Raw genomic sequence first — 13,640 nt, 5'->3', positions numbered from 1 at the left:
GAGATATGCCATGGCTTTGCGACTTCTGATCCTGTTCATCGCCCTGCCGATCATCGAGCTGTTTCTGCTCATCAAGATCGGCGGTGTGATCGGCTTTTTTCCGACCATCGCGCTGGTCATTCTGACCGCCGTGATCGGCAGCCAGCTGGTCCGGCGCCAGGGCCTGACCGTGCTCGCCCGTATTCGCGAATCGCAGGCGCGCGGCGAAACCCCGGCCCTGCCCATGCTCGATGGCGCCGCCCTGCTACTGGCCGGCTTCATGCTGCTCACCCCCGGATTCATCTCCGATGCGCTGGGTTTCGTGCTGCTCGTGCCGGGTCTGCGGCAACAGATCGCACGCCGGCTGCTGTCGCGCGTGGTCGTGATGACGCCCGCCGGCGCAACAAACGAGCGCTATGCCGGTCGCGGCCCCGGCACCTCGTCGACCCGGCGTGACCCGCACTCGGTGATCGAGGGCGACTACGAGCGCAAGAACGCCGATAGCCACAACGACGAAAACGACTGGCGCGACTGAGCCGGCGCTGCGAAACCCGCAGGCCCACGAGTCGTGGCAGTCGGTTGTGCGCTGGCCTCTGGTGCGGCCAGGCTTGGTTCTCGCGCGGCAAGACTATCCGCAGATCGACGCAGATTCGCGCAGATGCGGCGGTACTTTCTCGGCGTAGCGGCTTCGGGGCGCGAACAGGCTGCGGAGTCGACCAACATCCGCCATTGAGCAGCGCAAGCAGTGCGGCGCCCGACGCATATCCGCGCCTCTACTGAGCTTCCGCCCTATTTGCGCTGTTCGCGTTCATTCGCGGACAGTCTTTTGATTGAGTTTCCGGCCACTGTCCGCATCGCAGCCGGGAGCGCGCGCGTAACCGATTGAAGCACGCCGCGGCGCCTGGCAATCGTGTCGCGATGCGCGCTTATTCGGTAGTCTGAATTTCATTGCGCTTTTTCGAGCTCTGTTCGCCCATGCCGCCGACTGTACCAGCCGACGCTGCTTCCACTGCGCCCACCCCGGGCCAGACTGCCGATATCGCCCACCGGCTTGCCGACGTGCGCAGCGCGGTCGCAACGCGGGTATTCGGCAAGGACGATCGGATTCGACTGGCTTTGACCTGCCTGTTGGCCGACGGCCATCTGCTGATCGAAGACGTGCCCGGCGTGGGCAAGACTACCCTCGCCCACGGCCTGGCCGATGCGCTCGGGCTGCGTTTTGCCCGTATTCAGTTCACCAGCGATCTCATGCCCAGCGATATTCTGGGCGTATCGGTCTATGATCGTGGCCAGGCGAGTTTCACCTTCAAGCCCGGGCCGATATTCGCGCAGCTGGTACTGGCCGACGAAATCAACCGGGCCAGCCCGCGCACACAAAGCGCATTGCTCGAGGCCATGGCCGAGCGCCAGGTCACCATCGAGGGCCAGACCCGCGCCTTGCCGCAACCGTTTACCGTGATCGCGACCCAGAATCCGCTCGATCACAGCGGCACCTTTGCCCTGCCCGACAGCCAGCTCGACCGGTTTCTCATGCGTATCGCGCTCGGCTATCCACCGGCGAGCGCGGAGCGGCGTTTGCTCGCTGGCGAACGCGATCACCACGAACCGCTCGCGCCATGCGCCGACGCCGAACAGCTCGGGCGCTGGCAAGCGGCTGCGCGCACGGTGCATACGCGCGATGCGGTGCTCGATTATCTGCTCGAACTGATTGCCTTCAGTCGGCGCCGCGGCGTATTCGAACAGGGCCTGTCGCCGCGCGCGGGCCTGGCGCTGCGCCGTGCCGCCCAGGCCTGGGCGCTTCAGGATGGCCGCGATTACGTGATTCCGGAAGACATCCAGGCGGTATTGCCCGCGGTGGTCGACCACCGCCTCGCCCGTCGCGACGCGGGCGAGGCCCCGGCTTCGACACTGATGCGCGAACAGGTCGGCGTCATTTAGCCCGTGGCGCACAGCAGCTTTTCGTCTTTGACGCGATCAGGCGATCGCTGATCATGGCGCGTGTTCGCCGACCGGGCCGCGACCTGCGTGCGCGTTTTATCGAGCGCCGCAATCCGCCGCGCGCCCTGCCGCTGACCATTTCGCGCCGCCGGGTCTATATTCTGCCCACCCGCAACGGCGCAATATTCGCCCTGTTGCTGCTGGTGATGCTGCTGGGCGCGACCAATTACAGCAACAGCCTAGCCTTTGCGCTGACCTTCTGGCTGGCAGCCATCGCACTGGTGTCCATGCATCATGCCCATGCCAATCTCGTGGGCCTGCGCGTGCTCGCGGTACACGCCGCGCCGGTATTTGCCGGCGACCCGCTGATCTTCGAGATAACGCTCGATCAGGCGAGTACACGTACGCGCCGCGCGCTGCGGGTGAGCGCGGACGGCCAGGCGGCCGCGAGCCGTTTCGATATCGGCCCCGGCGAAAGCCACACCGTGCGTATCGAACACGTCACGACCGTACGCGGGCGCTGTCGCTGCCCGCGCCTACGCGTCGAAAGCCTGTATCCCGTGGGGCTTTTTCGGGCCTGGAGCTGGATACAGCCCGACACGCAAGTGCTGGTCTACCCGCGCTGTAGCGGCCACGACCGCCTGCCTGCCGGCGCCCGGGACGAACAGGCAGGACGCCGGCTGAGAACGCTGGGCCGCGAGGAGTTTCTCGGCCACCGCGACTATGTGCCCGGCGATTCGCCGCGCCATATCGACTGGAAAGCCAGCGCGCGCAGCGACGATCTGCGTATTCGCGAATATGCCGACCGCCACGGCGATACCATCTGGCTCGACGAACGCCATACCGGGGCCGCCGATCGCGAAACACGGCTGTCGCAGCTCGCGCGCTGGGTCGTTGTCGCCGATCGTAGCGGGCACAGCTATGCGCTACGCGTGAACGACGCGCAACTCGGCCCCGATCAGGGACCGGCCCATCGGCTGGCCTGCCTGCGTGCACTGGCGATCGCATGACAGCGGCCGCCCGCAAACGCGCGCTCGACAATGCCCCCGACGCCGGCCAGCGCCTGCGGCTGGTGGTTTGTCTGAACCTGATCGCGATCCCCCACGCCCTGCATCTGCCCATCTGGGTGCTCGGGCTGGCGGTGCCGATCATGATCTGGCAGTTCGTGGCGGCCCTGCGCGGCTGGCCGCTGCCGGGGCGCTGGGTACGCTTCGCCCTCGCGGCGGCCGCATTCGCGGCCGTCTTTGCCGGTTTCGGCCGGGTCAACGGCCAGGAAGCCGGCGTGTCGCTGCTGGTGTTGCTGCTCGCGCTCAAGCTTTGCGAGATCCGCACGCATCGCGACGCGATGGTGTTTCTCACCCTGACCTGTTTTCTGCTGGCGACCCAGTTCCTGTTTTCGCAAAGCCTGGCCATGGCCGTGTATCTGGTGGTGGGTACCTGGGTGATCGTGGCGGCCTTCGTGGATGTCGCCAGTGCCGGCGCGCCGCGCGCCACGCTGGGCGAAAGCGCGCGTCTTCTGGCCCAGGCGTTACCCGTGGCCGTGCTGCTGTTCGTATTGTTTCCCCGTATTCCGGGCCCGATCTGGGGCCTGCCCGCGGATGCCGGCGCCAGCGCGCGTACGGGACTGTCGGAAAGCATGTCGCCAGGCAGTCTCACCAATCTCGCCCTGGACGGCGGGGTGACCCTGCGGGCACGTTTTATCGGTGGCGCGGTGCCGCCGGCCCAGCGCTACTGGCGCGGGCCGGTACTCTGGGACTTCGACGGCCGCACCTGGTCGCGTAACGATGCCGACCGGCGCCTGACCGGCGGCCGACTCGAAGCCAGCAGCGGCCGTCGGCAACAGGTGGATATCACCCTCGAACCCACACGCCACGACTGGCTGATCGCGCTGGATGTGCCCGTAGCGGCCGATCGGCCGAGCCGGCTGACCGCCGGGGCCACCCTGCGGGTGGAAGACGATGTCAACGAGCGTATCCGCTACCAGGCGACATCGCTGCTCGGCGGCAAGCTCGATCGCAAACTGGATGCGCGCATGCGCCGACGCGCGCTGTTGTTGCCCGTTGAGGGTAACGAGCGCGCACGCGAACTGGCCAGGCGCTGGTATGCCCAGTATCGACAACCGGCCGAGATCGTCGACGCCGCGTTGCGCCGTTTTCGTCAACAACCCTATCGCTACACCTTGAGCCCACCCGCCACCAGCGAGGCGGCCAGCATCGACGACTTCCTGTTCGAAACCCGTGCCGGTTTTTGCGAACACTATGCGGGTGCGTTCACGTTTCTGATGCGCGCGGCCGGCATTCCAGCGCGCGTGGTCACCGGTTATCAGGGCGCCGAACGGGCCACCGTCGGCGACTACTGGGTGGTGCGCAATTCCGATGCCCATGCCTGGTCCGAAGTGTGGCTGGCCGGGCGCGGCTGGGTCCGTGTCGATCCGACCGCCGCGGTCGCGCCCGAGCGCATCGAGTCTGGCGTGGCGGCTTCGATCGCCGATCGTGGGTCGCTGCCCTATATGGCGCGCGCCAGCGGTGATGCCTGGTATCGCGTGCAGATGCTCTGGGACGGTATCAACGCCGGTTGGAACCGCTGGTTTCTAGCCTACGGGCCGCAATTACAGCAGCGCATGCTCGATCTGCTGGGCCTGGGTGGCGGCTGGGGCCGCCCGTTGCTGGCGCTGACCACGGGCGTGGTCGCCCTGCTCGCGCTGGTGTCGGGGGGCATTGCCTGGCGCGGCCGGCGTACCATGGATACCGACGCGGTGGTGGCCGCTTGGCGAGGCGTGTGCACGCGCCTGGCCCGCATCGGCTACCCGCGCCGGCGCGACGAGGGTGCCCGTGCCTATGGCCGTCGTATCGCCGCGCTGCGTCCCGATATGGCCGCCGATATCGAATCGCTGGCCGATCAATACACCCGGCTGCGTTACGCGCCCGAACAGGTCAGCGCGGCCGCAGACCGCGATACCTTCATCGCCGCTGCCCGCGCCTTTCGCCCCCGCCGACGCGCGCCCGAACCCCGCTCATCGAGAAACGCCCTATGAACGATCCCCGCCGTTTCTGTCCTGTCTGTGCCGGTCCGCTGACGCGTCGCGAGGTCAACGACTTCGAACGTCTGATCTGTGCCGATGCCGACTGTGGCCATGTGTTCTGGGACAACCCGGTGCCGGTGGTCGCGGGTATCGTCGAACACGAGGGCCAGTTAGTGTTCGCACGTAATGCGCTATGGCCGGAAGGCATGTATGGCCTGGTCACGGGCTTTCTGGAACCGCGCGAAACCCCGGCAGAAGGCATCGTGCGCGAAGTTGCCGAAGAACTGGGCATCGACACACGCGTCACCTGCTTTGTCGGCGCCTACGGCTTTGCCCGCAAAAACCAGCTGCTACTGGCCTATCACCTGATCGGCGAAGGCGAAATCACCCTGGACCCGGAGCTGGTCGACTATTTCCATGTCGACAAGGCGAAGGCCGAATACTGGCCGGGCGGCACCGGCCTGGCCGTGCGCGACTGGTTACGCAGTCAGGGCTACGATCCCCAGCCGCGCGAACTGCCGGCCGCGGTCAAGGCCTGGATGAACGCGCCGCCCGACCAACCCTGAGTTCGCCCCTGCACGCGCTCAGCATCGCCACACGTGGCCCACCGCGGTGGGCCAACGCGGTGTCTCAGTGCGGGCGTACGGCGGTGACTTCCACCTCGACCAGCATGCCCGGCCAGGCCAGCGCACTGACCTCCACCAGCGAATGCACGGGCATGTCCAGGCCGGCGAAATACTCGCCCTGAACCCGTTCGTAGATATCCTTGTGGCGCATATCGGTCAGATAAGCCACCACCCGGGCGACATGGTCCAGATCCGCGTCGTTGTGATCGAGAATGGCCACGATGCGATCGTAGGCATAGCGCGCCTGGGCTTCGATATCGCCCGCATGCAGAATCTGTCCGCTATCCACATCTTCCGAGCCCATCCCGGAAATGAAAATCATATCGGCAGTGCCGATATTGCAGACCGCACAATCGGCGAACAGATCGCGGTTCCAGGGGCTGTATTGCTTGTCCATCGGCTTCAAAGGCATTGCTGTGAGTTGGCCGACAAAGACTAAGACCTCAATCCAAGTTGAGGTCAAGCAAGCGCGACAGTCGCAACAACGCGAACGCATTGCGACTGCCCCAAGGCCGGTCATCACATGGCCGATTGCTTACCCGCGCTGACCGCACATGATGCTCGGCGCGCGCGTCTCGATGTCGGAGCGCGTGTCCAACAACGGCTGCAGCCGCGCATGGTATGCGCCCAGCAGCGCCGCGATACGCCGGCTCAAGCGGGCACTCGTCTCGTCGCCCCGTTCCGACAGTTCGACGGCGTCGTCGCACATCGCCTGGCTGACCAGGCCGAAGGCCAGAACCAGCGCATCGGTCTGGGCTGTCGAATCCGCGTCCGGGTCCGGGTAGTCGTTAAGCCCCGAGCGTGCCGCGACCTGACGAACGCTACCCTCGGCCGTGCCACCGAGCGCCGCGATACGCTGGCCCTGCCGCTCGATCAGAGCCGCGGCGTCGGCCAGGAGCACGCGCTGCGCCCGATAGTCGGCGCCGCGGAGCCACCAGCCGAGTTGACGGGCCTGACTTTGCAAATCCAGGCAATCGGCAATGGATTGATTGAGCATACGACAAGCGCTCGATCGCAGGCGTCGGCGAGCTACTGTGCGCGCCTGATTGTCGTCGCCGCGCCCGACAACCGGCTCCGGCTCGTGCGCACGCCCGAACAGACGCGCCATATCGCCGTGCAGACGACGGCCAATCGGCGACCCGGCCAATCGCGCCGGGTCGGCCGATGGCGTGCGATCGCCCGCATGATCCAATACGGTAACGCGTTCGTTTTTCATGAGAATCTCCACGTCGATTGAAAAATTCGCAGCGCCGGCATACCCGGCTTATCTCAGACCCACCATCTCGGTGTGTTCGGGCTGGCCCACGCCGCCCAGCGCTTTGTAGATGCCGGCAACACTGACGTTGACCGCGGTTTGGGCAACGGCCACCGCGTCCTCCACGGCCAGCTGCTCACGCTGGGCATCGAGCAGGTCGAGAAAATCCAGGCTGCCGGCCCGGTATTGCACGCCCGCCAGCTCGGCGGCACGCCCGGCAGCCACGGCCTGTTCGACCAGGTGATACAGCTGCGCCTGCTGCTTGGCATAGGTGGTCAGACTGTTTTCGGTCTCTTCGAGGGCGACGAGCACGGTCTTCTGATAATCGGCGAGCGCACCATCGGCCTGGGCCTTGCGCGCCGTGAGCCGTGCCTGTAACGAGCCGAAGTCGAACGCGGCCCAGCTAACCGTCGGCGTCACCGACCAGGCACGCGCACCATCGGCGCTAAAGTCGAACAGGTCGGCGGTGCTGCCGGAAATGAAGCCGACGAAGCCGTTCACGCTCACCCGCGGGAACAGATCGGCGCTGGCCACGCCCACACGTGCCGTCGCGGCGGCCAGCCGCCGCTCCGCCGCCAGCACATCGGGCCGGCGCTGCAGCAGCCGGCGCGTATCGCCGATCGGCAACGCCTTGGCATAGGGGACAATACGTGCGGGCTTCAATTCGCGATCGAGCGTGCCCGGACGCTGGCCCAGCAACACGGCCAGACGCAATGCCGCACGCTGCTCGCTGGCCTGCAACGGCGGAATGCTCGCCTCGATGGCCTTGTAGCGGGCCTGGCTGCGATAGACGTCGATCGGCGAGATCGTGCCGATCCGGTAACGAATGCGTGTCTGCTCGAGCGTGCGTTGCGCGTTGTCGAGATTGTCTCGCGCCACCGCGATGCGGCGCTGGGCGCCGCGCATTTCGAAGTAGTTGCGTGCCACTTCGGCCGCGACCGTGACCTGCACGAATCGCAACGCCTGCCATTCGGCTTCGAGATCGGCATGCGCGGCTTCGACCGAGCGTCGTACATGGCCGAACAGATCGATCTCCCAGCGCGCATCGAAACCCAGGCTGTACTGCTCGGTATCAACCGGGCGATCGCCCAGACCCGGCTGCTGCCGATCGCTGCGCGTATAGCGGGCATCGAGCGGCACATGCGGCGCGTAGTCGTATTTTTCGCCCGCGAATACCGCCCGCGCCGCGCGTACCCGGGCCAGCGCGCCCTGCAGATCGAGATTGGCATCCAGGGCCCGCGTGATGAGCGAATCGAGTTCGGCATCGTCGAACTGCTGCCACCAGGCAGCCTCCGGGCTGCGTTCGACAAACCCACCCTCACGCAGCGATTGCAGCTGGGCCGGCGGCGTCGCCGGCGTCGTATAGTCCGGACCCACCGCACAGCCAGCCGATACCAGCGCCATCAGAACAGCGAATGCGTATTTCATGGCTGCTCTCCGCCCGGGCTGGCCAGGCGATCCGCAACCGGCGCGGTCGTGTGGCGCCCGGCACGCAGGCCAACCAGCGCACGCGTGGCCTTGCGGACCAGCAGGTAGAACAGTGGCGTCAGCATCAGCCCGAACAGGGTCACACCGATCATCCCGGAGAACACGGCCACGCCCATCGCACGGCGCATTTCCGCACCCGCGCCGGTCGAGGTAACCAGCGGCACCACGCCCATGATGAACGCCATCGAGGTCATCAGGATCGGACGTAGCCGCAGCCGGGCGGCGTCGAGTACCGCGCGTAGCGGGCCCTCGCCTTCGGCCTCACGATCGCGGGCGAATTCGACGATCAGAATCGCGTTCTTGCTCGCCAGACCGACGAGCACGATCAGCCCAATCTGGGTGAAGATGTTGTTGTCGCCGCCCGAGATCTGCACGCCGAGCAGCGCCGAGAACAGCACCATCGGCATGATCAGAATCACCGCCAGCGGCAGGCCCAGGCTCTCGTACTGGGCGGCGAGCACCAGAAATACCAGCACCACCACCAGCGGGAAAATGAGCATGCCGGTATCGCCCGCCAGAATCTGCTGGTAGGTCAGATCGGTCCACTCGAAGCTCATGCCATTGGGCAGGGTTTGCTGGGCTACCCGCGCCATCGCGGCCTGCGCCTGCCCGGTACTGAACCCCGGCGCCGGACCGCCGTTGATCTCGGCAGTGGCATAGCCGTTGTAGTGCATGATCCGATCCGGGCCGGAGGACGCATTCAGCGTGACGAACGCGCCCAGCGGGATCATCTGGCCATCGGCATTGCGGGTTTTCAGGTGCAGGATGTCGTCCGGCTCCAGACGAAACTCCGGCTCGGCCTGGACATTCACCTGGTAGGTCCGCCCGAAACGATTGAACTGGTTTACATACAGCGAACCTAGATACACCTGCATTGTGTCGAACAGCTGCTGCAGGTTCACCCCCTGGGCGATGGCCTTGTCGCGATTCACCTCGGCATCGATCTGCGGCACGTTTTGCTGGAAACCGGTAAACAGCCCGGCCAACGCAGGGTCGGCGTTACCGGCGGCAACGAGTTTCTGCGTCTGCTCATACAGGGCCTCGGAGCCCAGATCGCCGCGATCCTGTATCTGCATGCGAAAACCGCCGATCGTGCCGAGACCGTTGACAGGCGGCGGCGGGAAAACGGCCACGAAGGCCTCCTGAATGGCGGCGAACTTCTGGTTGAGTGCACCCGCGATGGCGTTTGCGCTCAGTGCGTCACTGGTACGCGCCTCGAACGGGTCGAGCGACACGAATACGATGCCGGTATTGGGGCTATTGGTGAAGCCGTTGATATTGAGCCCCGGGAACTGGATCGCGCTCTCGGCGCCCGGCTGCTCGGCGACGATATCGCCCATGCGACGGATCACCGCTGCGGTGCGGTCCAGGGTGGCCGCATCCGGCAATTGTGCGAAAGCCACCAGATACTGCTTGTCCTGTTGCGGCACGAAGCCGGTCGGCGTCTGGGTAACGCCAAGCCAGGTCAGTGCAATCAGCCCGCCATAGATCAGCACGGCGATGCCACCCATGCGAAAGATCCGGCCGATCCCACGTACATAACCATGGGACGCTGCCGCGAAGAATCGGTTGAAGGGCCTGAACAGCCAGCCGAACAGACCATTGATGACGCGCGTGAGCCCATCCGGCGCGGCGCCCTTCTCCTTGAGCAACACCGCCGACAGCGCCGGGCTCAGGGTCAGCGAATTGAACGCCGAGATGACCGTGCTGATGGCGATGGTGAGCGCAAACTGTTTGTAGAACTGGCCCGACAGGCCGCTGATGAACGCGGTGGGCACGAACACTGCACACAGTACGAGCGCCGTGGCCACGATCGGCCCGGTGACCTCGCGCATGGCCTGGCGCGTGGCATCGACCGGCTTGAGGCCGTTCTCGATATTACGCTGCACGTTCTCGACGACCACGATCGCGTCGTCCACCACGATGCCGATCGCCAGCACCAGCCCGAACAGCGATAGCGCGTTCAACGAAAAGCCGAACAGATACATCACGGCGAAGGTGCCGATCAGCGATACGGGCACCGCGATCAGCGGGATGACCGACGCGCGCCAGGTCTGCAGAAACAGAATGACCACGAGCACGACGAGCACGATCGCTTCGAACAGCGTATGCACCACATCACGGATGGATTCGCGTACGAACACCGTCGGGTCGTAGACGATCTGATAATCCAGGCCCTGCGGAAAACGCTTCTTGAGCTCGGCCATCTTGGCCCGCACCTGCTCGGAAATCTCGAGCGCGTTGCTGCCGGGGCGCTGGAAGATGGGAATGGCCGCCGCCGGGGCGTTGTCCAGCAGCGCGCGCAGTGCATAGGTATCCGCGCCCATCTGCACGCGCGCGACATCCTTGAGGTACGTGATCTGGCCCGATTCACCGGTCTTGACGACGATGTTCTCGAACTCCTCGGCGCTGGTCAGCCGGCCCTTGGTATTGATCAGGAGCTGAAAATCCGCGCTGCTGCGCGTAGGCGGCGCGCCCAGCTGGCCCGCCGCGACCTGGATGTTCTGATCGCGAATGGCGGCCACCACATCGCCCGCGGCCATGTTCCGGCTGGCGAGCTTGTCCGGATTCAGCCAGACGCGCATCGCGTATTCGCCCGCGCCGAATACCTGGACATCGCCCACGCCATCCAGACGCGCCAGTTCGTCCTTGACCCGCACCAGCGCATAGTTGGCGAGATACAGCCGGTCATAGCGTGCATCGGGCGAAACCAGGTGAACCACCATGGTCAGATCGGGCGAGGCCTTGTTGGTGGTCACGCCCAGGCGTTGAACTTCTTCGGGCAACTCCGGCACGGCCTGGGCCACCCGGTTTTGTACCAGCACCTGTGCCTTGTCCGGATCGGTGCCCAGGGCGAAGGTGATGGTCAGCGTCATCACGCCATCCGCTGTCGACTGCGACGACTGATAGAGCATGCCCTCGACACCGTTGATGGCCTGCTCCAGCGGGCCAGCCACAGTATCGCCAATGACTTTGGGGTTGGCGCCCGGATAACTGGCCTTGACCACGACCGTCGGCGGCACCACTTCCGGGTATTCGCTGATCGGCAGCAACGGCAGCGCCAGCAGGCCGACGAGCAGGATAATCGTCGACAGTACGCCCGCGAATATCGGGCGTTCGATGAAGAATTGGGAGAATTTCATTGGTTACGCCCGGCCAGCGCCACCAGACCGCGTGCGCGATCGATATACAGCGCCGGCAAGCTCTCCTCCGAGACCAGCGCCAGATCCTCGCCATGCGCCGTGACCTGGGCCAGCTGTTCGAGTGCATCGCTGTCGGCGGTCATCGACACCCGTTGCGGGGCAACACGCTGGCCCGGCATGACGTGCTGCAAGCCGTTGACGACAATCACATCCCCGCGCTCGAGCCCGGAACGCACGACCCGCAGCCCGCCAATGGCCGGGCCCATTTCCACACGCTGATAGACCACCTCGTTATCGGCAGTCAGCTTGAGTACGAAGCGCTTGTCGAGATCGGTGCCGACCGCGCGATCGTCGATAAGCACGGTATCGGCCGCCGCGCCGCCGACCAGGCGCATGCGCGCGAACAGCCCTGGCGTATAGCGCCCGTCGGCATTGGCAAAGCGGGCCCGTGCACGGATGGTGCCGGTATCCGGGTTCACCTGATTGTCGACAAAATCGAGCGTACCCGCATGCGGATACCCTTTTTCATCGACCAGCCCCATGAAGACACCCGTTACATCCGTAGCGGCGCCGTGGCCCATGAGCTGGGTGTAACGAAGAAATGCCTGCTCGTCGACATCGAAATAGGCATACACCGGGTCCTGCGATACCACGGTCGTGAGCACGGCCGTGCTATCCACCAGATTGCCGGCGGTGATGTTGGCCCGCGATACACGCCCAGCAATGGGCGCACGCACCTGGGTGAACGCCAGGTTCAGCTGCGCGGCACGAAGCATGGCCTCGATCGCGCCCAGCTCACCCTTGGCTGCACTCTCGGCTGCCTTGAACTGGTCGTAATCCTGGCTCGCGATCGCCTCGGCCTGGCGCAATTCCCGGGCACGCTGAAAATCGGCCCGTGCCAGGGCCAGATCCGAGGCGACCCGCTGCTTTTGCGCGGCCAGTCGATCGACCTCGGCCTGATACGGCCGCGGATCGATCTGAAACAGCAGGTCACCCTTGGCAACCACGGCGCCGTCCGCAAACCCGACGCGATCGATATACCCGTTCACGCGCGGGCGTACTTCGACGCTGTCCACTGCCTGCAAACGACCGGTGAATTCCTGCCAGGCGTGCAGCGGTTTCACCACCACCGGGGCCACGGTCACCGCGGCCGGCGGCGGCGCTTCGGCCTGCGGCTGGGCTGCGCCGGGTTGATACAGCGCATACATGAGCGCTATACCGGCGCCAACCGCCACGGTCACCGCCATTGCGATCGCCCGGGGCGACCGAATATTCCACTTACCCATGAAAACTCCCTTGGACGGTGACGAGCGGGCTCGAAACCGGTAGCGCCGGGCCATCGTGTAGCGCACCCTGGCGGCTTGACATCGTTCGGCAACAAGCCGATTCTTGCGACATGTTACCGACCGGTAACGTCTTGAGCCTGATGTTAGTTACCGGTCAGTAACATTTCAAGAAAAATAGTGTGCCGAAGTGCACGCAGAGTGATAAGCCGCTGTGAACGAAGAAGTTATTTCTCAAAAAAAGAAGCCCCGCGTACGCGATCGAATCTTCGCGGCCGCCTGTGAGCTGTTCTACAAACAGGGGGTACGCGCGGTCGGCGTGGACGCGATCGTGTCGGCCGCGAACACCAACAAGATGAGCTTCTACCGGGCCTTCGGTTCAAAGGACGAGCTGGTCGCCGAATATGTCCGCCACGAAGTCGAGCAAGGGATTGCCCACTGGGAGGCCACGCTCGAAAGCTATCGCGGCGACCCGTTGGCCCAGACCCGCGCCTTGTTCAAGGCGCATCTGATCGAAACCTGTGCCGAATCATCCCGCGGTTGTCCGCTTTCGAATGTCGCCGTCGAGCTATCCGAGACCGACCATCCGGCCAAGGCGATCATCGAGGAATACAAAACCGAAATGCGCCAGCGTTTTCGCCAGCTGGCCCGCGAATTGGGCGCGCCCACGCCGGACGCGCTCGGCGATACGTTGATGCTGCTGTGGGAAGGCGCCTATCTGTCGCCGCTGACGTTCTTCGATCACCGCGGCCCGGCCCAGAATGTGGTGAGCGCGGCCGAGGCCGTGATCAAGGCATTCGTTCCCAGTCCCGAAAGCGCGAGCGAGATATAGCGCGCGCAGACAGACGTCAATCGGCGGTGCACGCCGATGGCCCGACTCGCCTTGCGCGTACCGATACGACCGCA

Annotated in this window: 11 protein-coding genes; 6 read left to right on the top strand and 5 right to left on the bottom strand. The window is 65.1% G+C overall.

The annotated features are described in order from the left end of the window. The first annotated feature begins 10 nt into the window (after window positions 1-10). The 5 genes from S4A8_RS13060 (at window position 11) to S4A8_RS13040 (ending at window position 5,505) form a co-directional block, all read left to right on the top strand. Window positions 11-514 carry an FxsA family protein gene (locus tag S4A8_RS13060; protein WP_353220482.1) on the top strand — a complete coding sequence of 168 codons (504 nt, stop codon included), beginning with the start codon at window positions 11-13 and terminating at the stop codon, window positions 512-514. A 503-nt stretch (window positions 515-1,017) separates the two neighbouring features. Next, the gene (locus S4A8_RS13055; RefSeq protein ID WP_353220554.1) at window positions 1,018-1,917 is read left to right on the top strand and encodes an AAA family ATPase; all 900 of its coding nucleotides are present in this window, start codon (window positions 1,018-1,020) and stop codon (window positions 1,915-1,917) included. 53 nt (window positions 1,918-1,970) lie between these two features. Beyond that, a complete protein-coding gene (locus tag S4A8_RS13050; protein ID WP_353220481.1) occupies window positions 1,971-2,927 on the top strand; it encodes a DUF58 domain-containing protein in 957 nt (318 codons plus the stop codon). Next, window positions 2,924-4,951: a transglutaminase TgpA family protein gene (locus tag S4A8_RS13045; RefSeq protein ID WP_353220480.1), complete on the top strand. Its 2,028-nt coding sequence runs from the start codon at window positions 2,924-2,926 to the stop codon at window positions 4,949-4,951. Before S4A8_RS13050 ends, S4A8_RS13045 begins: the two co-directional genes overlap by 4 nt. Continuing rightward, entirely contained in the window at window positions 4,948-5,505 is a 558-nt protein-coding gene (locus S4A8_RS13040; RefSeq protein ID WP_353220479.1) for an NUDIX domain-containing protein, read from the top strand. The genes S4A8_RS13045 and S4A8_RS13040 overlap by 4 nt, the downstream gene beginning before the upstream one ends. 64 nt (window positions 5,506-5,569) lie before the next feature. On the opposite strand, the gene S4A8_RS13035 is transcribed toward S4A8_RS13040, so the two are convergent. The 5 genes from S4A8_RS13035 to S4A8_RS13015 form a co-directional block, all read right to left on the bottom strand. Then, window positions 5,570-5,962 (bottom strand): RidA family protein, encoded by a 393-nt coding sequence (locus S4A8_RS13035; protein ID WP_353220478.1) that lies wholly within the window; start codon window positions 5,960-5,962, stop codon window positions 5,570-5,572. A gap of 138 nt (window positions 5,963-6,100) precedes the next feature. Further along, window positions 6,101-6,781, bottom strand: coding sequence for a ferritin family protein (locus S4A8_RS13030; protein WP_353220477.1), 681 nt, complete (start codon window positions 6,779-6,781; stop codon window positions 6,101-6,103). A gap of 48 nt (window positions 6,782-6,829) precedes the next feature. Then, window positions 6,830-8,248 (bottom strand): efflux transporter outer membrane subunit, encoded by a 1,419-nt coding sequence (locus S4A8_RS13025; RefSeq protein ID WP_353220476.1) that lies wholly within the window; start codon window positions 8,246-8,248, stop codon window positions 6,830-6,832. After that, window positions 8,245-11,451 carry an efflux RND transporter permease subunit gene (locus S4A8_RS13020; protein WP_353220475.1) on the bottom strand — a complete coding sequence of 1,069 codons (3,207 nt, stop codon included), beginning with the start codon at window positions 11,449-11,451 and terminating at the stop codon, window positions 8,245-8,247. The genes S4A8_RS13025 and S4A8_RS13020 overlap by 4 nt, the downstream gene beginning before the upstream one ends. After that, window positions 11,448-12,737, bottom strand: coding sequence for an efflux RND transporter periplasmic adaptor subunit (locus S4A8_RS13015; RefSeq protein ID WP_353220474.1), 1,290 nt, complete (start codon window positions 12,735-12,737; stop codon window positions 11,448-11,450). Before S4A8_RS13015 ends, S4A8_RS13020 begins: the two co-directional genes overlap by 4 nt. A gap of 211 nt (window positions 12,738-12,948) precedes the next feature. Here S4A8_RS13015 and S4A8_RS13010 point away from each other — a divergent pair, with 211 nt between their 5' ends. Continuing rightward, complete coding sequence (locus S4A8_RS13010; protein WP_353177714.1) at window positions 12,949-13,566, top strand: TetR/AcrR family transcriptional regulator; 618 nt, start codon at window positions 12,949-12,951, stop codon at window positions 13,564-13,566. Window positions 13,567-13,640: the final 74 nt, after the last annotated feature.

The sequence above is a fragment of the Salinisphaera sp. S4-8 genome, assembly GCF_040361235.1.
In the GTDB taxonomy this organism is placed as follows: Bacteria; Pseudomonadota; Gammaproteobacteria; order Nevskiales; family Salinisphaeraceae; genus Salinisphaera.
This window is presented reverse-complemented; position numbering and strand designations above follow the sequence as displayed.

Excerpts from the sequence above, each read along its gene's own strand:
- S4A8_RS13060 (WP_353220482.1), top strand. The coding sequence starts at position 11 with ATGGCTTTGCGACTTCTGATCCTGTTCATCGCCCTGCCGATCATCGAG.
- S4A8_RS13050 (WP_353220481.1), top strand. The coding sequence starts at position 1,971 with ATGGCGCGTGTTCGCCGACCGGGCCGCGACCTGCGTGCGCGTTTTATC.
- S4A8_RS13045 (WP_353220480.1), top strand. The coding sequence starts at position 2,924 with ATGACAGCGGCCGCCCGCAAACGCGCGCTCGACAATGCCCCCGACGCC.
- S4A8_RS13040 (WP_353220479.1), top strand. The coding sequence starts at position 4,948 with ATGAACGATCCCCGCCGTTTCTGTCCTGTCTGTGCCGGTCCGCTGACG.
- S4A8_RS13035 (WP_353220478.1), bottom strand. The coding sequence starts at position 5,962 with ATGGACAAGCAATACAGCCCCTGGAACCGCGATCTGTTCGCCGATTGT.
- S4A8_RS13030 (WP_353220477.1), bottom strand. The coding sequence starts at position 6,781 with ATGAAAAACGAACGCGTTACCGTATTGGATCATGCGGGCGATCGCACG.
- S4A8_RS13025 (WP_353220476.1), bottom strand. The coding sequence starts at position 8,248 with ATGAAATACGCATTCGCTGTTCTGATGGCGCTGGTATCGGCTGGCTGT.
- S4A8_RS13020 (WP_353220475.1), bottom strand. The coding sequence starts at position 11,451 with ATGAAATTCTCCCAATTCTTCATCGAACGCCCGATATTCGCGGGCGTA.
- S4A8_RS13015 (WP_353220474.1), bottom strand. The coding sequence starts at position 12,737 with ATGGGTAAGTGGAATATTCGGTCGCCCCGGGCGATCGCAATGGCGGTG.